Source organism: Halobacterium litoreum (assembly GCF_021233415.1).
Classification (GTDB): Archaea; Halobacteriota; Halobacteria; order Halobacteriales; family Halobacteriaceae; genus Halobacterium; species Halobacterium litoreum.
In genome coordinates this window covers 1,212,253-1,229,663 of record NZ_CP089466.1, presented here as the reverse complement: position 1 = coordinate 1,229,663, position 17,411 = coordinate 1,212,253, and the positions used below count along the sequence as shown (strand labels likewise).

General features: G+C 69.7%; 21 protein-coding genes. 8 read left to right on the top strand and 13 right to left on the bottom strand.

All coding sequences use genetic code 11. The features are described from left to right. Window positions 1–27: 27 nt before the first annotated feature. Complete coding sequence (locus LT972_RS06785) at window positions 28–585, top strand: DUF7524 family protein (RefSeq protein WP_232572441.1); 558 nt, start codon at window positions 28–30, stop codon at window positions 583–585. Window positions 586–616: 31 nt separating this feature from the next. Here LT972_RS06785 and LT972_RS06780 read toward each other — a convergent pair whose 3' ends face one another. Further along, window positions 617–1,675, bottom strand: a complete 1,059-nt coding sequence (locus LT972_RS06780) for a DR2241 family protein (protein WP_232572440.1) — start codon at window positions 1,673–1,675, stop codon at window positions 617–619. Then, complete coding sequence (locus tag LT972_RS06775; protein WP_232572439.1) at window positions 1,675–2,598, bottom strand: CbiX/SirB N-terminal domain-containing protein; 924 nt, start codon at window positions 2,596–2,598, stop codon at window positions 1,675–1,677. Before LT972_RS06775 ends, LT972_RS06780 begins: the two co-directional genes overlap by 1 nt. 126 nt (window positions 2,599–2,724) lie before the next feature. Between LT972_RS06775 and LT972_RS06770 the strand changes: the two genes are divergently transcribed. Then, window positions 2,725–3,885, top strand: coding sequence for a DUF4367 domain-containing protein (locus tag LT972_RS06770; protein ID WP_232572438.1), 1,161 nt, complete (start codon window positions 2,725–2,727; stop codon window positions 3,883–3,885). A 19-nt stretch (window positions 3,886–3,904) separates the two neighbouring features. Here LT972_RS06770 and LT972_RS06765 read toward each other — a convergent pair whose 3' ends face one another. Together LT972_RS06765 and LT972_RS06760 are read right to left on the bottom strand one after the other, a co-directional pair. Next, entirely contained in the window at window positions 3,905–4,204 is a 300-nt protein-coding gene (locus LT972_RS06765) for a DUF7521 family protein (protein ID WP_232572437.1), read from the bottom strand. Then, window positions 4,201–4,545 carry an ArsR/SmtB family transcription factor gene (locus tag LT972_RS06760; protein WP_232572436.1) on the bottom strand — a complete coding sequence of 115 codons (345 nt, stop codon included), beginning with the start codon at window positions 4,543–4,545 and terminating at the stop codon, window positions 4,201–4,203. Before LT972_RS06760 ends, LT972_RS06765 begins: the two co-directional genes overlap by 4 nt. Window positions 4,546–4,632: 87 nt before the next feature. Between LT972_RS06760 and LT972_RS06755 the strand changes: the two genes are divergently transcribed. From LT972_RS06755 to LT972_RS06745, 3 genes are read left to right on the top strand one after another with little or no spacing between them, the layout of a single operon-like run. Continuing rightward, entirely contained in the window at window positions 4,633–5,121 is a 489-nt protein-coding gene (locus LT972_RS06755) for a DUF7523 family protein (protein WP_232572435.1), read from the top strand. A 58-nt stretch (window positions 5,122–5,179) separates the two neighbouring features. Beyond that, a complete protein-coding gene (gene cysS, locus LT972_RS06750) occupies window positions 5,180–6,664 on the top strand; it encodes a cysteine--tRNA ligase (RefSeq protein WP_232572434.1) in 1,485 nt (494 codons plus the stop codon). A 44-nt stretch (window positions 6,665–6,708) separates the two neighbouring features. Further along, a complete protein-coding gene (locus LT972_RS06745) occupies window positions 6,709–7,341 on the top strand; it encodes a DUF6517 family protein (protein ID WP_232572433.1) in 633 nt (210 codons plus the stop codon). A 39-nt stretch (window positions 7,342–7,380) separates the two neighbouring features. Here LT972_RS06745 and LT972_RS06740 read toward each other — a convergent pair whose 3' ends face one another. From LT972_RS06740 to LT972_RS06725, 4 genes are all read right to left on the bottom strand, one after another. Next, window positions 7,381–8,802: an FAD-dependent oxidoreductase gene (locus LT972_RS06740; RefSeq protein ID WP_232572432.1), complete on the bottom strand. Its 1,422-nt coding sequence runs from the start codon at window positions 8,800–8,802 to the stop codon at window positions 7,381–7,383. Between the two features lie 69 nt (window positions 8,803–8,871). Beyond that, window positions 8,872–9,078: a hypothetical protein gene (locus LT972_RS06735; RefSeq protein ID WP_232572431.1), complete on the bottom strand. Its 207-nt coding sequence runs from the start codon at window positions 9,076–9,078 to the stop codon at window positions 8,872–8,874. Further along, entirely contained in the window at window positions 9,078–10,076 is a 999-nt protein-coding gene (locus tag LT972_RS06730) for a cytochrome d ubiquinol oxidase subunit II (protein WP_232572430.1), read from the bottom strand. Before LT972_RS06730 ends, LT972_RS06735 begins: the two co-directional genes overlap by 1 nt. Then, window positions 10,069–11,496, bottom strand: coding sequence for a cytochrome ubiquinol oxidase subunit I (locus LT972_RS06725; protein WP_232572429.1), 1,428 nt, complete (start codon window positions 11,494–11,496; stop codon window positions 10,069–10,071). The genes LT972_RS06730 and LT972_RS06725 overlap by 8 nt, the downstream gene beginning before the upstream one ends. A gap of 300 nt (window positions 11,497–11,796) precedes the next feature. Here LT972_RS06725 and LT972_RS06720 point away from each other — a divergent pair, with 300 nt between their 5' ends. Continuing rightward, entirely contained in the window at window positions 11,797–12,627 is an 831-nt protein-coding gene (locus tag LT972_RS06720; protein WP_232572428.1) for a YqcI/YcgG family protein, read from the top strand. Further along, window positions 12,620–13,177, top strand: coding sequence for a cysteine hydrolase family protein (locus LT972_RS06715; protein ID WP_232572427.1), 558 nt, complete (start codon window positions 12,620–12,622; stop codon window positions 13,175–13,177). Before LT972_RS06720 ends, LT972_RS06715 begins: the two co-directional genes overlap by 8 nt. A gap of 492 nt (window positions 13,178–13,669) precedes the next feature. Here LT972_RS06715 and LT972_RS14865 read toward each other — a convergent pair whose 3' ends face one another. Then, the gene (locus LT972_RS14865; protein WP_269780550.1) at window positions 13,670–13,804 is read right to left on the bottom strand and encodes a hypothetical protein; all 135 of its coding nucleotides are present in this window, start codon (window positions 13,802–13,804) and stop codon (window positions 13,670–13,672) included. A 32-nt stretch (window positions 13,805–13,836) separates the two neighbouring features. Beyond that, window positions 13,837–13,986 (bottom strand): DUF7837 family putative zinc-binding protein, encoded by a 150-nt coding sequence (locus tag LT972_RS06710; protein ID WP_232572426.1) that lies wholly within the window; start codon window positions 13,984–13,986, stop codon window positions 13,837–13,839. Window positions 13,987–14,111: 125 nt separating this feature from the next. Here LT972_RS06710 and LT972_RS06705 point away from each other — a divergent pair, with 125 nt between their 5' ends. Beyond that, window positions 14,112–14,474: a hypothetical protein gene (locus LT972_RS06705; protein ID WP_232572425.1), complete on the top strand. Its 363-nt coding sequence runs from the start codon at window positions 14,112–14,114 to the stop codon at window positions 14,472–14,474. A 144-nt stretch (window positions 14,475–14,618) separates the two neighbouring features. On the opposite strand, the gene LT972_RS06700 is transcribed toward LT972_RS06705, so the two are convergent. From LT972_RS06700 to glmS, 3 genes are all read right to left on the bottom strand, one after another. Continuing rightward, window positions 14,619–14,897 carry a winged helix-turn-helix domain-containing protein gene (locus LT972_RS06700; RefSeq protein WP_232572424.1) on the bottom strand — a complete coding sequence of 93 codons (279 nt, stop codon included), beginning with the start codon at window positions 14,895–14,897 and terminating at the stop codon, window positions 14,619–14,621. Between the two features lie 22 nt (window positions 14,898–14,919). Further along, window positions 14,920–15,435 (bottom strand): DUF7344 domain-containing protein, encoded by a 516-nt coding sequence (locus LT972_RS06695; protein WP_232572423.1) that lies wholly within the window; start codon window positions 15,433–15,435, stop codon window positions 14,920–14,922. A 140-nt stretch (window positions 15,436–15,575) separates the two neighbouring features. Beyond that, entirely contained in the window at window positions 15,576–17,390 is a 1,815-nt protein-coding gene (glmS, locus tag LT972_RS06690) for a glutamine--fructose-6-phosphate transaminase (isomerizing) (RefSeq protein ID WP_232572422.1), read from the bottom strand. Between the last annotated feature and the right edge of the window lie 21 nt (window positions 17,391–17,411).

Sequence of the window (17,411 nt, the reverse complement as noted above, 5' to 3'; positions counted from 1 at the left end):
TTCTAACCCCGGTTCCATCCACCGAGCGTGCCGGAGCGTCTCGCCGTCCACCTCAACCGCGACCAGCCACGTGAGGTAGCGCCGGAAGCGGCGCGACTGGAGACCGACCGCTCGTTCGTGCTGGCGTTCGAGAACCACGGCGGCCCGCTCCACGTCCACCTCCACTTGGACGACGCGCTCGCAAAGGTGGCGCGCCCGGAGCAGACACAGATTTACGTCGACGAGGGCGAGACGCGTCGCGTCGAGGTGGTGATTCCGCCGGACCACGCGCCGACGAAGGGGTACGTCGACCTCGTGACGGGCTACGGCGCCGAGGAGGCGCGCGTGAACGTCACCGTCACGGCCGAGCGGAAGGACGGCGGCCCCGACGTAGCGGTCGACGAGACGCTCTCGGAGAAACAGCAGGTCGAAGTCGAATCCGAATCCTCGGCTGGCGAGGTGGCGTGGCCGGCGGTCGGCGCGGGCGTCGCCGTGGTCGTCGCGGCCGCGCTCGCGCTCGCCGTCTCGGACGGCGTCGCGGTGTTCGTCGGCGCGTTCGGCCTACTCGCGGGCGTCGCGGCGGCGGCCTACGTGTTGTACGCGTAGCCCGCCGGAGTGCGCTGCGCGCGCCCGTTCTCTACTCGTGGTCTTCGGGGTACGTCGGCGTCCCCGAGAGGCCGTGTTCGTCCATGCGCTTGGCGCGCAGGAACCGCGCCCGGTAGCGGTTCGCGCCCTCGTAGACGTCCGCCTCCCGAATCTCGTCGGTGCGGCCGTCCGCGACGGCGTCGACGATGTCCTCGACTTGTTCTTTCTCCTCGGGCGTCAACTCGAAGGTGTACTCGCGAGTCTCCTCGCGTTCGAGCGTCGTGAACTTGCGCGCGGCCGCGATAAACAGCGAGCACGGCTCCCGGCACGGGAACTCGCCGTCGCCGCGGGGCACGTCGAGTTCCTCGTCCTCGCTCTCGTCCCACTCGCGGCGCTTCAGGCACTGGGAGTCGACACAGCAGGCCTCGGCCGCCCACTCCAGGGCGTCGCCGTCTAACTGCTGGACGATTTCGTAGATGCCGGACTGTCGGCCGGCGGCGTCCTCCCAGTGGTCGACGTCGAGGTCGCCCTCGCGCTCTCGGTGCCAGTTCGCGACCGTCGCCGGGTAGACGTACTCGACGGTCTGCACGAGGTCGCTCCCGTCGAGGTCGACGAACGCCCACCCGGTCGGGAGCGTCGGCGCCGTCGACAGCGGCCGGTAGCGCCCGTCGTCGTCGTGTTTCACCAACTGGCGCGCCTCCAGCGGGTCGGTGTAGGCGTCGACGTCCGCTCCGAGGTCGTCCTCGTGGCGGACCTCGTAGCGCCGCTGGCCGTCCTCGCTCAGGACGACGGTCACCGCGAGTTCGCCCCAGTGTCGCGTGTGGCCGCCCCGGAGGTGGTCGTAGCGCTCGGGGACGGCGTGCTCGCCGTCGCCTTCGAGCCACCGGAGGAACGCGCGCCGCGCGGTGTCGTGGCCCTCCACGACGCGCTCCCAGTAGTGCCAGTTCGTCGCATACGGGCTGTCCGCGCGCTCCCGGAGTTCGGCTTCGGTGACGACCGCCTCGCCGTCGGGCGTCTGCCAGCGGTAGGCGTCGCGGTACGGTTCCACGGTGAGGCCGTCGAAGTCGATGCCGGCGTCGGCGGCGTCGGCGAGTGCGTCGGCGACCGACATCAGTCCCCCGCGGCCGCGTCCGCGCCGCCGGTCTTCTCTCGCACGGCCTCGACGGCGTCGTGGACGGGCGCGCCGGCGTCCTCGGCGCGCTCCAAGATTACGTCCGCGACGAGCGGTTCGGTGCCGACGGCGCCCGAGTACCAGATGCGGTGGCCGTCCACCTCGCCGGGAACGGGGTAGCCGTCCCGGTAATCGTCGGTCAGCCCCATGTCCTCGGGGATGTCCTCCTGCGTGTGGAAGCCGTCCGCGACGAACAGCGGGACGACGACGATGTCCTCGCTCTCGAAGAAGTCGGTCACGTCGTCCACCTCGGGGTCCTCGTCCATGAAGACGGCCTGCACCTCGTCGAAGCGCCCCATCTCGCGGATGCGGTCGGCGTGGTAGTGGATGGCCTTCGCGGAGTTCTCGTTGCGCTCCGTGCCGTGGCCGACGACGGCGAGGCCGAACCCACCGTCAGACTCCGTCTGACGAGCCGACGAGTCCGACTCGTCGACCTCGCCCACGTCCTCGTCTCCCGTAATCGACTTCGCGCGCTGGACGATGACGTCGCTCATCGAGTCGTGGGTGCCGACCGGCCCGCAGTAGTGGACCGTCTTCTCCACGTCCGCGGCGTCGAGCGTGACGTGGTCGGCGTCCGTGCCGTCCGAGTCCCAGTTCTCGGGGTCCCAGTCGTCGAGGCGGAGCTCCCGCGGGATAACCTGCTCGGTGAAGTAGCCCTCCGAGATGAACAGCGGGACGACGTACACCTCGTCGGATTCGAGGGTCCGCAGGACCTCGCGGAACGACGGTTCCTCCTTCCAGAACGCCTCCCGCACCTCGTCGAACGCGCCCGCCTCGCGGATGGTGTCGGCGTGCGCGAACGCGGGGTCCGAGGAGCCCGGATTGAGGTGCGAGCCGTGCCCGACGATGACCAGCGCTTGCATACCCCGACGTTGGGACGACGCGGCCTTAGTGACTTCGGGACGGGCGGCGTTTGCGGGAGCAATGCGGCCCGAAAACCGGCGCTTTTCGCCCGTTTTATCTTCTTTGCCCCACACGTTGGAGGCGTCATGAGTCGCCGTCCCCTCCTCGCCGTCGCGGTCGCCGCCCTCCTCGTCACCAGTGGCTGTAACGCCATCGGGACGCTCGGCGGCGGCAGCGGCGCCGACGTTCCCAACGAGGACGTCGAAGCCGAGTTCGCCGAACTGGAGACGATGGAGGCCACGCAGGTCTCCGTGTCGACGTTCGGCAACACGACGAACCGCACGCGGAGCCACCTGTACGCCGCGTTCGGCGACCCCGTCCGGCAGCGCCAGCGCGTGCTCTCGCCCGAGTCCCGCGCCGGGAATCTCGTGATAGCGAACGAGACGACGACGGTCATCTACGACGACGCGGCGAACAACGCCACGCTGATTCCGCGAACGGCCACGTCGTCCGTCGACCGGAGTGCGTACTACGCGAGCATCGTCGCCGCGGCGCGAGAGAACGGCACTGTCGACCCCGAAACCGGCGTCTCGCCGCTCCCGGTCCTCCCGGCCAGACAGGGGTCGTCGGTGCCGACCGAGGACATCGGCGGCTACCGCGTCGAGTACCTTGGCACGGACACTATCGCCGACCGGACCGCCCACGGGTTCCGGATGACGCCGACGACCGACGCCGCGCTCACCTCGAACCGGACGGTGTGGCTCGACGCCGAGTTCTACTACCCCCTGAAGACCCACGTCCGGGCGACGCTGAACGACCGGACAATCGAGGTCGAGTCCCGCGTCGAGAACGTCACGTTCAACGCCGACCTCCCCGGCGGCATCTTCGACTTCGAACCGCCGGAGAACGCGTCCGTCGAGACGCTGAACGTCTCGGCGGAGACCTACGACACCCCCGAGGCGCTCCGCGAGGCGGTCGACATCGCGGTCCCCGACCCGGACGTGCCCGAGGGCTACGCGTTCGTTCGCGGCCAGCACTACCCCGGGAACGCCTCGCAGGTCGGCCTCCACTACGAGGGCGAGGACGGCGCGACGCTCCGCGTGAGCAAGATGGCGTACGTGACGAACGGCACGGGCCTGTCGAGCGGCGAGAACGTCACGGTCGCCGGACGCGAGGGGAACTACCTGACGACGGGCCGGACGAAACTGCTGACGTGGAGCTGCGAGGAGAGCCAGTACTCGATAGCCGCCAGCGACCTCTCGAAGGAGGAACTGCTCGCTGTCGCCGAGTCCGTCGCCTGCGAGTAGTCGAGTCGCGGGCGCGGGCTCAGGGCCGCCGGTACAGCGAGTACGCGATGCAGACGAGGCCGGCGAACTGGAGGACGCGCACGCCGAGCGTGAACGGCAACTGGAGCGCGCCGTCGATGACGTCGTACCGGAGGAGCGCGGACCCGACGAACGCGGTGGTGTTGGTCACCGCAGTCAGGAGGATGAGTCCCACCGAGAGGTACTGCATCGCCCGCGACTGGTGGCGCCGGAACCCCCGGTAGGCCTGATAGCCGACGAAGAGGCCGACGGCCGTCGACACCAGCGACACCGCGAGGATGGCGAGATACCAGGCGTTCATAGTCCCTCCCACATGCGCGTGAATCGGTCGGCGACGTCCTCGGACTCGCACTCGACCTCGGTGGCGAATTCGCCGTCTTCGAGTTCGAGCGTGAATCGCTGGAGGGTCGCGCGGTAGACGCGGTGGTGGTTCCCGTCCGAGCGTACGTTGATGGATTCTTCGAGGAGGTCGAGTTCGGTCAGGTCGTCGATTCTGCGGTACACCGTCGCCGTCGACGCGTCGCAGGCCTCGCTCAGTTGGCTGGCGGACATGGGTTCCGTGCTTGCCGCTGCGAGGATGGCTCGCGCGTGCTCGTCGTCGAGCAACGAGAGCACTGCCGTCGGGACGCTGTCCTCGCTCACACCCGCCTTTCAGCCCACGGGGATTTAAACGCCGGTCGTCTGTCGCACGCGCTGAGATTTAAGCCACCCCCGCCCCGAGGAGGTGGTATGAGTGTTGCCGGAGAGACACGAGCGGCGGTCGACGACCACCCGTTCCTGCGGCGCGCGCTCCGCGCGGGCGTGGTGAATCACGCCGCCGCCGCGCGCTTCGTCGACGTTGCCGGGGACGAGGACGCGGTCGCCGCGGCGATTCGCCGGTACGGCGAGGAACTGCCGGCGTTCGCGGCGGGCGACCGGAGCGCGCACGTCTCGATGCAGTCCGGCCTCGGGGAGAGCGAGGACGGCCTGCTGGCGGTGGCGGGCACGGGGTTCGCGCCCGGCGAGGGCGACCTGACGGCGCTGTTGGCGAGTGGCGACGTGGACTCGCGGTCGCTCGCGTTCGCGCTCGAACGCCTGCACGCCGCGGGCGTCGACCCGGTGGCGGCGGGCGTCGCGGGCGAGACGCTTGCCGTCGTGGTGACGCGGCGGGCGGCGGCGGACGCGCTCCGAATCGTAGAGGACGCCGTCGTGGCCGTGCCCAGGGCGGGCGGCGACTGACCGAGCGAGCGTCGCTCGTTCCGACGCTTTGAAGCGCTGGCGCGCGTACCTCCGGTGAATGACGCTCTACGTGTCGAACACCCTCTCCGGCGAGCGAGAGCCCTTCGAGCCACGCGACCCCGACGACGTGCTCGTGTACACGTGTGGCCTGACGGTCTCCGACGACGCCCACCTCGGGCACGCTCGCCTCTGGGTGCAGTCGGACGTGATGGCGCGGTGGCTCTCGCACGTCGGCTACGGCGTGCGCCACGTCCAGAACTTCACGGACGTGAACGAGAAAATCGTCGCGCGCACCGGCGAGGACGATTTCGGCGAGACGGAGGGCGAGGTGGCGACGCACTTCATCGAGTCAGTCATCGAGGACATGCGGGACCTGAACCTCGCGCGGGCGGACGTCTACCCTCGCGTCTCCGAGCACGTCCCCGAAATCATCGACCTCGTGGAGACGCTCGTCGAGAAGGGGTACGCCTACGAGTCAAACGGCTCGGTGTACTTCGACGTGACGCGCTTCGAGGACTACGGGAAGCTCTCGGGCCAGCGCGTCGAGGAGATGGAGGCACAGGGCGCCGAAGACGAGCAGTCCGAGAAGCGCCACCCGGCGGACTTCGCGCTCTGGAAGGCGGGCGGCGTCTCGGCTGACGACGCGAACGAACACCGCGACGAGAGCCTGCCGCCCATCGACCACGAGTGCGGGCAGACGTGGGCGTCGCCGTGGGGCGAGGGGCGTCCGGGCTGGCACATCGAGTGCTCGGCGATGGCGACGACGCACCTCGACGACCACATCGACGTCCACGTCGGCGGGCAGGACCTCGTGTTCCCCCACCACGAGAACGAAATCGCGCAGAGCGAGGCGGCGGCGGGCGAACCGTTCGCCAAGTACTGGCTCCACGTCCGCCTCCTCGAAACCGAGGGCGAGAAGATGAGTTCGAGTCTCGGGAACTTCTTCACCGTGAAGAACGCCATCGAGGCGTTCGGCGCGAACGTGGTGCGGATGTTCCTCGTCTCGACGTCCTACACGCAGCGACAGACGTACTCCGAGGCGACGATTTCGGAGGCCGAGGAGCGCTGGGAGCGCCTCGAGCGCGCGTACGACCGCGCCGTCGAGGCCGCCGACAGTTCCGAGGCGTACGCGAAGGTCGCGGACGACGACCTGCGGGACGCCGTCGAGAACGCCCGGCGGGAGTTCGCGGCGTCGATGAACGACGACTTCAACGCGCGCGGCGCGGTGTCCGCGCTCCTCGAACTCGCCACCGCCGTGAACCGTCACGTGGACGAGGCCGAGCGCTTCGACTACCGCGGCCTCGTGGACGCCATCGAGGCGTTCGAGGAACTGGGCGGCGGCGTCCTCGGCTTCCAGTTCGGCGACGGCGAGGCGGGCGGCGACGTGGCGCTCGCGGACGAACTCGTCGAACTCGTCTTAGACGTTCGCGAGGAGGAACGCGAGGCGGGGAACTACGAGCGCGCCGACGACCTCCGCGACCGCCTCGAAGCGCTCGGCGTGACCGTCGAGGACACGGACGACGGCGCGACGTTCCGGCGCTGACCGGCGGCCACTACACTTATCGGCGTCCGGTCGATTCGACGGGTATGGACAGACGTGTGACCGTCGCGGTGGTCTTCGCCGCGCTCGTGGCGACGAGCGGGTGTCTCGGGTTCCTCAGCGGCCCCATCACGTTCTCGGCGTCGAAGGCGACCGTCGGCGACGACGCGCTCCAGCAGACGGAGTACGAGGAGGCGGCGGTGAACAGTTCGGAGGTCACGCGCACGTTCTCGGCGGCCGGCCAGTCGAAGAACGTCACCGTCACGAACTGGGTGGCGATGTACGAGCGCACCGTCGACGTGCCCGTACTCGGTGAGCGCCGGGCGGCGGTGTTCGGCGCGTTCGCCAGCCCCGAGGTGAGCGTGCTCGGGCAGACCTTCAACCCCATCAAGGACTACTCGGACCGCGAACTCGCCTCCCTCGCCCAACAGCAGTACAGCGGCCTCTCCATCGGCGACTCGGTCGGCACCCGAGAGGTGGGGACGCTGAACCAGACGGCGGACGTGACGAAGTTCGAGGGCACCGCGACGCTCTCGGGCGGGCAGTCGGTGGACGTCTACGTCCACGTCACGAAGGTCAAACACGACGGCGACTTCGTGGTCGCGGTCGCCATCTACCCGCAGCGCCTCGACGGCGAGCAGGAGAAGGTCGATGCCCTGCTCTCGGGCCTCGAACACTAGTTCTCGCGGTTTTCTCGTCAGCGACGGACGGCGACCGAGTCAGTCGAGGCTGCCGCGCAGCACCTTCGCGGCGACGAGCACGGGGTCCCAGACGGGGCTGAACGGCGGCGCGTACGCCAGGTCGAGGCGTTCGACCTCGGCGACGGTCATACCGGCTTCGAGCGCGGTGGCGACGGTGTCGATGCGGATGGCGGCGCGGTCGGTGCCGACGATGCTCCCGCCGAGCAGGCGCCCGGTCTCGCGGTCGGCGGTGAGCGTGACTGTGGTTTCCGCATTCCCGGGGTAGTAGCCCGACCGCGACCCGGCAGTGACCGTCTCCGAGACGGGGTCGAAGCCGGCGTCGCGAGCGCGCTCGTGGTCCAGAATCCCGGTTCGCCCGCACTCCTCGTCGAACGCCTTCACGACCGCCGTCCCCGCGATGTCGCCGACTGGTTCGGGGTCGCCGGCGACCGTCTGCCCGATTGCGCGCCCGGCGCGGTTCGCGGTGAGGCCGAGGGGCGTCCAGTCGGGTTCGCCGGTCACGGCGTGGCGCATCTCCGCGCAGTCGCCCGCGGCGTAGACGTGTTCGCGGTTCGTGCGCCCGTGGTCGTCGATTGCGATGGCGCCGCTGTCGCCGAGTTCGACGTCGGTGTCCGAGAGGAGGTCGGTGTTCGGTGCGACGCCGATGCCGACCACCGCCACGTCCGCGTCGAGGCGCGTGTTCGCGCACTCGACGCCGGTGAGGCGGCCGCCGTCGCCGGCGAGTCGCTTCACTTCCATGTCGAGGTGGAGCGTGACGCCGGCGTCCCGGAGGGCGTCCGCGACTTCCTCGGCGACCGCCTCGCCGAACGGTTCGAGCAGGCGGTCGGGGCGCTGGAACAGGTGGACGTCGAGGCCGTGGGCGCTGAAGGCTTCGGCCATCTCCACGCCGACGTAGCCGCCGCCGACGATGGCCGCCGTCTCCGGCGGGTCGCGCGCGCCGAACCCGCGGACGTAGTCGCCGTCGACGTACTCGACGCTCGCGATTTCCTCGGCCTCGGCCTCGTCCACGAGGAACGCGCGCAGCGCGGCGGTGTCGTCCATGCTGTGGAGCGTGAACGCGCCCGACAGGTCGGTGCCCGGAATCGGGTCCGAGACGGCGCGCGCGCCGGTCGCAATCAGGAGGTCGCCGTACGCCTGCTCGAACGTCCCGTCCTCGTTTCGCACGGTGACGGTCTGCTCGTCGGGGTTCACCGACAGCACTTCGTGACGCCGCCGCAGGTCGATGCCGCGCTCTTCGGCCTGGTCGGGTTTCAACGACAGCAGGTCGGTGATGGAGTCGACCTCGCCTTTCACGAAGTACGGCATCCCGCACTGCGCGTACGACACCCAGTCGCCCTTCTCGAAGACGATGACGTCGCCGTCGGGGTTCTCGCGTCGGTACTTGCTGGCGGCGCTCAGGCCGGCGGCGTCCCCGCCGACCACGACGAACGGTTCGGACATGTCTCACCCTGGAACGTCGACCACCGTAACTGTGGGAGTGAGTTCCCGGTAACCGGCTATCGGCCCACACTACGCCGCCGCGACGCGCGCCCGCACCAACCGGTCGACGTTGTAGACGAGGACGGCCACCGACGCGAGCGTCGTCGCGAGGTAGACGACCAACTGGACGGGCCCGCTGGTCGCGCCGCCGAGCGCCGCGCCCGCGAACCCGACGACGACGAGTTCGAGCCACGTCACGACGATTCGGGAGAACAGGAGGGGGTTCGACTCCGCCATCAGTACCCCTCCGTGGGTTCCGCGGGGCCGCTGAACGCGCTGTAGAGGACGACGAAGTACGACGCGACGAGCGGGAGCAGAATCGCCGCGCCGACGGACATGAGGTTCAGCGGGAGCGTCGAGATTATCGCGGAGTCGACGGTGTGGCCGCCCGCGGGGTCGATGCCGGGGTAGAGCAGGAGCGCGACGACGGCGACGAGACCGTAGGTCATCGCGGCGCTCGCGGCGAGCGCGAGGTGGTCGCGGTCGGCGCGGAGCGCGGCGACGTACCCCGCGGCGAGCGCGACTGACGCGACGACGAGCGCGAGGACCGGGAGCGTCGCGACGGCGTCGGCGACGCGGTCGGCGGCGAGCGAGAGCACGCCCAGAGAAGCGACGACGCCGACGAGGTACGCGACGACGGCGCCCTCGCCGTAGGTGCGAATCTCCTCGCGGAGCGCGCCGCGGGCCTTCACCCGGAGGAACGCGACGCCGGAGACGACCGCGAGCGCGACGACGGTGGCGCCGACGACGACGCCGGAGAGCGTGAGCGACCGGCCGGCGCCGGCGACCCAGTTCCCGACGAACGCGCCGAGGAGGAACGGCGAGAGCGCGCTCCCGGCGACGAACGACCGCCCCCACCAGCGCTGCCACGCGTCGTCGTGGCGCTGTTCGTACATCTCGGGCGCGAGGCCGCGGAGGATGAGCGCGCCGAGGATGGCGAACATCAGCAGGTAGTGGCGGCTGAACAGCGCGGCGTAGACGGTGGGGAAGGCGGCGAACAGCGCGCCGCCGAAGACGACGAGCCACACCTCGTTACCGTCCCAGAACGGCCCGATGGCGGCGAGAATCGTCTCCCGGTCCTCGTCGCCCTCGCGCAGGCCGAACAGGACGCCGGCGCCGAAGTCGAAGCCGTCGAGGAACAGGAAGGTACCGAGGATGGCAAAGAGGAGCGCGAACCACAGTTCCGGGAGCGGCAGGCCGAACAGCGGGCCGCCCGCGAGGAACGGCTCAGTCATCGACGGCCACCTCCGCGCCGTCGGTCGCGTCCCGGGGTTCGGGCGTCCGCAGTTCGTCGCCGCCCGGCGGGCCGGCGCGCACGATTCGCGTGATTACGTACGTGTACAGCGACAGCAGCCCGAGGTAGACCGCGGCGAACCCGGCGAGCGTCAGCGTCGCCTCGCTGCCCGTGAGGCCGGGGGAGACGCCCTCGCTGGTCTTCAACACGCCCTGTACGACCCACGGCTGGCGCCCCACCTCGGTGACAATCCACCCGAGTTCGACGGCGAGGATGCCGAGTAAGGACGACCCCATCAGGGCCTTGTGGAGCAGGCCGTCCTCGTAGAGGTCGCCGGTCCGCCACCGGTAGCCCGCCCAGAACGCCAACAGGACGAACCAGAACCCCAGGCCGACCATCGCGCGGAACGCCCAGAACACGATGGCGACCGGTGGCGCCTCCGTCTCGAAGGAGTTCAGCCCGCGTATCTCCGCGTTCGGGTCGCCGCCGCTCGCGAGCCACGACGCCCCGCCGGGGATGCCGATGCCGAACAGTTCCTTCGCGCGCGGGTCGAGCAGTTGGTCGACGCTCGTCGGGAACGCGACGATGTACTCGGGGACGTAGGAGTCGGTCTCCCAGACGGCCTCCATCGCGGCGAACTTCTGGGGTTGGGTCTCGGCGACGTGGCGGCCGTAGGCGTCGCCGTGAATGACTTGGAAGGGGGCCGTAATCAGGAGGACGACGAGCGCAATTTTGAGCGTCTTCTGCCAGAAGCGCGGGTGTTCGACGGGGTATCCCCAGACGTGGTGTCGGAAGACGTAGTACGCCGCGATGCCCGACATCAGCAGCGCGACGGACTCGACGGCGGCGTTCTGCATGTGGACGAACATCCACGGGAACCGGGGGTTGGCGTAGGCGGCGATGGGGTCGCTGAGGTGGACGATGGTCTGCCCGCCCTCCCGTGCGAGTTCGTAGCCCCGCGGCGTCTGCATCCAGGAGTTCGCGACGAGAATCCAGACCGCTGACAGCCACGTGCCGAGGCCGACGGCGACGCTGGAGACGAAGTAGAGTTTGTCGCCGACGCGCTCGCGCCCGAACACGAACACGCCGAGGAACGTGGCTTCGAGCATGAACGCCATCATGCCCTCGATGGCCAGCGGGCCGCCGAACAGTTCGCCGGCGAACGCGGAGAACGCGGCGAAGTTGGTGCCGAACTCGAACTCGAGGACGATGCCGGTGACGGTGCCGACGACGAAACTCACCGCGAATATCTTCGTCCAGAACCGCCGCAGTTGCTCGTAGACGGGGTCGTCGCTCCGGATGTCCTTGTACGTGAAGTAGACGAGGAAGGGAGCGAGCCCCATGCTGACGACGGGGAAGATGATGTGGACGATGGTGGTGAGCGCGAACTGGAGTCGACTCGCGAGGACTGGGTCTACCATGGTGTGGGGTTGGTGGGTGGGCGTTCGCAGTTCGGTGCAGTCCAGTCGTGTGTGTCGGTACCGCGGACCAAAACGCTGGCGTCGGTCGACGACGCGGCCCGCAGCACCGCTCTATACGAACACGTTCGTCCCGCCACCTAAACCGGCGTCTGCGATTATCGGTCTCCGAGAACCGCCGTCGAGAGGCGGTGAACGCGCCGCGAGTGACGGCGTCGCGCTCTCACCCGAGGTGAGTTCGCCCCCGTCCGCGCTCCCGGTGCGACCGGAACGCCTAATTTCGCTACGCCCCGAGTTCGGCGCATGAACGAGCCGGAGTTGGGGGCCCTGGTCGACCAGTCGACGCTGGCCGAGCGCGTCGAAGCCGGCGACTATCCGGCGTGGGCGGACCGACACTGGGAGACGTTCCGCGAGGGAGTGACCGGGGAGCGCGACGGCGAGCCGTTCCCGTGTTTCTTCGGCGCGGAGTCGGTGGCCAACGGCGAACCGCTGTACGCGGTCGTCCCGTCGCTCACCGACCCGGACGCGCTCCTCCGGTTTAGGGACGCGCTACTGGAGTACCTCGACGTCTACCGGGACCGCGAGGGCCGGGCGTCGCTCGTGACGTTCTTCGCGCCGCCCGAGCGCGACTTCGAGGAGGTCGACTACCACGAGGCGCTCTGGCACGTCCTGAACTTCCTGCACGTCCACGACCCCGAGCCGTGGCCCGCGGACATTCCGACGGAGACGGACGACCCGGAGTGGGAGTTCTGCTTCGGCGGCGAACCGATGTTCCCGACGTGTCGCGCGCCGTTCTACGACGAGCACGGCCGGTACTCGCGGTACTGTCCGGTGGGCCTGGAAATCACGTTCCAGCCCCGGCAGTTGTTCGACGGCATCACCGCGGACACCGACGCCGGCCAGCGCGCCCGCGAGACCATCCAGGGCCGGATGGAGGAGTACGACGGCGTCTGCCCGCACGCCGACCTCGGGGACTGGGGCGTGGACGGCGACCGCGAGTGGCCCCAGTACATGTTCCGCGAGGACGACGCGCAGGCGCCCGACGAGTGTCCGGTGACGTTCACGCGCGACCACCCGAAGGCGACCGCGGGCGTCGACCCCGTGGCGGGCGCGCCCCGCGAGGCCGATGACTGACGGACCGACGCCGGCGACGGCGCTCGTCCTCGTCGACTTCCAGCGGGGGTTCGACGACCCGGCGTGGGGCGAACGCAACAACCCCGACGCCGAAGCGCGCGCCGGCGACCTGCTCGCGGCGTGGCGGGCCGCCGACGCGCCCGTCGTCCACGTCCGCCACGACTCCACCGAACCGGACTCGCCGCTGCAGCGGGGCGAACCCGGGTTCGCGTACCGCGACGACCTCGAACCCGCCGGCGACGAGCACGAGGTCGTGAAGTCGGTCAACGGCGCGTTCGTCGGCACCGGCCTCGACTCGTGGCTCGCCGAGCGCGGCGTCGACGCGCTCGTCGTCTGCGGGCTGACCACCGACCACTGCGTCTCCACGACCACGCGGATGGCGGAGAACCGCGGCTACGAGGTGACGCTCGCGCGGGACGCCACGGCCACCTTCGACCGGACGTTCGACGGCGACACCATCCCCGCCGAGGAGGTCCACCGGAGTGCGCTCGCACACCTCGACGGCGAGTTCGCGACGGTCGTCCGCGTCGAGACAGTGGTCGGTGAGTGAGGCGCGCGCTACCCGCCGCGTACAGGAAGTAAAAGAGGAGGGAACCGCGGGTGTGGCGGCACACGCGAGTCGCCTCACCCCGTTTGTACCACGTTACCGACTGCTCTACTCGTCGCCGTCCTCGGCCTCCGGTTCGAGGAGGTGCGGGCCGCGCTGGTACTTCGGCGTCGCCGCGAACCGCTTCATCCGCTGCTTGTCCGACTCGGTTATCTGGTGTGCCATCGCACTCGCTTTGACCCCTCGTAAGTATTGTAATAACACCAATAACAGCAGTATCCGGGTCCTAAGACCGACGAATATTCCCTCGTCGTACCCCGTTACGAGGGGCGAATTGAGGGGTCTCAGGCGGTCTCCGCGGGCGTCGAGTGCGAGTGGATAGAAATCAGTTACGCCGCCGAACAGGCGGGCAGTCCGGGCGTACTCGCGGGGACGTCGAAGCGAGCCGACACGTCCGCGCCGGCGGCGCTCGCGCACTCGCGGCCCGCGGCTCGGTCAGTCGGCGTACTCGTCCGCGAGGTCGGGTCGCGTGCGTCGTTCGACGAACAGTCCGGCTACCAGTGCAACGCCCACCAGGACGGTGGTGGCGAGCAGTTTCAAGCGCATGGCGAGCGAATCGTCCACCGCCACGTGTTTCGTTATGCCGCGGCTTCCGGTCGCGGTCAGGTCGGCCGGACGACGCCACCGCAGTCGGGGCACTCGGCGAACACCGCGGGCCAGCCGTTCCGGCGGTACCGGATGAGCAACGCGCCCTCCGGCACGGCAGCCTCGCAGTCCGGGCACTCGCCGAGTGTCGGTTGTCGCTGTGCCATGCCCCCACCAGCGACGCCCGGAGCCTTTGTTATCGAACGCCTATCCCCGTCGAAACGACTGATTTCGAGCGGTGCGCGCGGAACTCGGGCCATAACAAACCGGCGACGAGGCGGACTGTCGGTCGATGTCTGCGACCGACGCACTCGGGACGCGAACCGGCCTCGTCGCCCTCCTCGCGGCGTCGAAGTTCGCCGACGCCGCGACCACGTACGCCGGGCTCCGGTGGGTGGCCGACGTCCGCGAAGCGAACCCCGTCGTCGCCGCGGCGATTCACGCGTACGGCGTGCCCGCGGCGCTCCTGCTCGCGAGCGTCCTCGTGGTCGTCGCGGTCGTCGCCGTCACCGAAGCCACGATTCTCGCGGTGGACCGGTGGCTCGACCCGCCGCCGAACGCCGACCGCGTCGTCCGCGTCCTCGGGTACGGACTCCCCGCGGTCGTTCACGTCGCCGTCGCCGCCAGAAACGCGGTCGTGGTTCTCGCTACCTAACGGCGCACGCCCCGCTTAACAAAGGGGGTGGCACCAGACACACAGAGTGGGGAGGACGACCGTTCCGCGTCTCCCCCGGAGCGCGACTCCCCGACCCTGCCCCCGACTGGAGCCACCACGCTCCCCCACCCCGTTTTTCCGCCGTCACTTCGTGAGGTCTTTCGCTTGGATGGTCTCCCAGGTCTCGCCGCCGAGGTCGGTGATGCCGTAGACGCGGCCCTTCCGTCGGTCCTCGGGCACGAGCAACTCGACGAGTTCGCGCTCCCGGAGCGAGCTCAGCGCCCGCGAGACGTGGGTCACCGACAGGTCGACGTCGCTGGCTATCTGCGTGGGCGTCGCCGGCCCCTCGGCCAGCCGTCCCAGTACCTTCGTGCGGTGCTCCGAACTGATGACGTAGCCGACCACGTCCCAGTCCGGCGTCATGGCCGCCTCCGTGAGTGTCGAATCATAGTTCCCTCCCGGTCAGGTAGTGCGCTGCCGCCGCGACGCCGAACGCGACGATGACCGCGACGCCGACGGCAGTCGTCGTGACGCCCCCGACGAGACCGGGGAACGCCAACACGAACACGTACGCCAGCAGCCCGACGCCCGCGATGCCGGCGTACACCAACTGCCACGGCACTCGTTCGTCGTCTCGCTCCGGCAGGTACGTGTCCAGTTCGGCGACGCTGGACGTGAGTCGCACCTCGCCGGAGTCCTGGTCGTAGTCCACGATGCCGGAGTCGTCGAGTTTCGGCACGTGGGTCTGGTAGAGCGAGACGTAGACGCGTTTGACCTGCTGGTCGGTGAGGTTCTCGACCGCCGTCTCGTTCTCCCACGCGGCCACCTCGCGGGACAGGTCGCTGAGTTCCACCGGTTCGTCGCGCTCCCTGAGGTAGGAGATGACGAAGCGCCGTCGAGCGTTGCTCAGGAGGTCGTACACTTCCCCCTGACTCAACGATTCGCGTTCTTGGTTGGACATCTGTGGGTCCGTGGGCTGTCACCGTTCTGTCGTCGCGGGCTCGCCGCGGCGGCCGGCCGGCCGACTGCCGGTCGGGGCGGCGGCCGCGTTCGGGGCGGGCGTCGAGCCGTGGTGTTCGCATCGTGGTGGTGGTGGTACGGTCACTCTACGGTCACGCTCTTCGCGAGGTTCCGCGGTTTGTCGATGGAGCGCCCGAGCAGGTCCGCGACGTGGTAGGACACCAACTGCAGTTGGACGTTCGCGAGCACGCCCGCGGCGACCGGGTGGGTGTCGGGAATCGGCAGGAACTCGTCGACGGCGTCGACGACGTCGGTCGCCTCCTCGCTGGCGACGCCGACGACGGGCGCGCCCCTCGTCCGCACCTCCTCGACGTTGTTCAGCGTCTTCTCGTCGTGGCGCCCGGAGAACACCGCGAAGACGGGCGTGTTCGGGGTGACGAGCGCGAGCGGGCCGTGTTTGAGTTCGCCGGCGGCGAACCCCTCGGCGTGTTCGTACGTTATCTCCTTGAACTTCAGCGCGCCCTCCAGCGCGACCGGGAACGCGACGCCGCGCCCGATGAAGAAGTGGCCGTCGCGGTCCCGGTACCGGGCGGCCAACTGCTCGGGGTTGGACTGGTCTAAGACCTGCTGGACGTCGCTCGGGAGTCGTTCGAGCGCGCGCAACACGTCGGCGCGGTCGTCGCCCGGCGACCCGGTGACGTCCTCGGTGAGGCGTTCGGCGAGCAGCGTCAGCGCCGCGACCTGCGAGGAGAACGTCTTCGTCGCCGCCACGCCGATTTCGGGGCCGGCGCGGATGAACAGCGCGTCGTCGCACTCGCGGGCGGCCGTCGAACCCACGACGTTCGTCACCGCGAGCGTGCGCGCGCCGCGGTCGGCGGCGTTCCGGAGCGACGCGAGCGTGTCCGCGGTCTCGCCGCTCTGGGTCACCGCGACGACGAGCGTGTCGTCGTCGACGGGCGCGGGCGTCGTCGCGTACTCGCCCGCGCTGAACACGTGGGCGGGGACGCCGCGCTCGGTGAACAGCTGTCGCGCGTACAGCGACGCGTGGTAGGACGTCCCGCAGGCTATCAGGTGGACGTTTCCCACGTCGTCGAACGCGCCCGGCGGGAAGTCGTCCAACTGGACGCGCCCGTCGGCCGTGATGCGACCGCTGACGGCGCGTTCGAGGGCCGCCGGCTGCTCGTGAATCTCCTTGAGCATGTAGTGGTCGAAGCCGTCGCGTTCGGCGTCCTCGGGCTGCCAGTCGATGGACTCGACCGGCCGGTCGACCGGGCGACCGTCGAGGGCCGTTATCTCGTGGTCGTCGGCGGTCACGCGCACCACGTCGCCGTCTTCGAGGTAGACGACGCGGGACGTGTGTTCGAGGAACGACGGCACGTCGCTCGCGAGGAACCGCCGGCCGTCGTCGACGCCGAGGATGAGCGGCGAGCCGTTGCGCGTCGCGTAGACGGCTTCCTCGCCGGCCGCGACCATCGCCAGCGCGTAACTCCCGTCGAGGCGTTCGACCGCGGCGCGGAACGCCGCCTCCGGGGACGCGCCGTCGGCGAGCGCTTCGCCGACGAGGTGGGGGACGACTTCGGTGTCGGTGTCGCTCGTGAGTTCGTGGCCGCGGGCCGCGAGTTCCGAGCGGAGGTCGGCGTAGTTCTCGATGATGCCGTTGTGGACGACGGCCACCCGCCCCTCGCAGTCGGTGTGCGGGTGGGCGTTGGCGTCGGTGGGCGCGCCGTGTGTACTCCAGCGCGTGTGCCCGACGCCGAGGCGGCCGGACGGGTCGGCGTCGTCGAGTTTCGCGGCGAGTTCGTCGATGCCGCCCTCGCGTTTCACGACGGTCACGCCGTCACCGTTCCGGGTCGCGACGCCCGCCGAGTCGTACCCCCGGTACTCGAGGTTCCGGAGGCCGGCGAGCAGCGTGTCGGCCACGTCGTCGGTGGCGACGCACGCCGTTATTCCGCACATCTGTTCCCTCCGAGGGGGTTG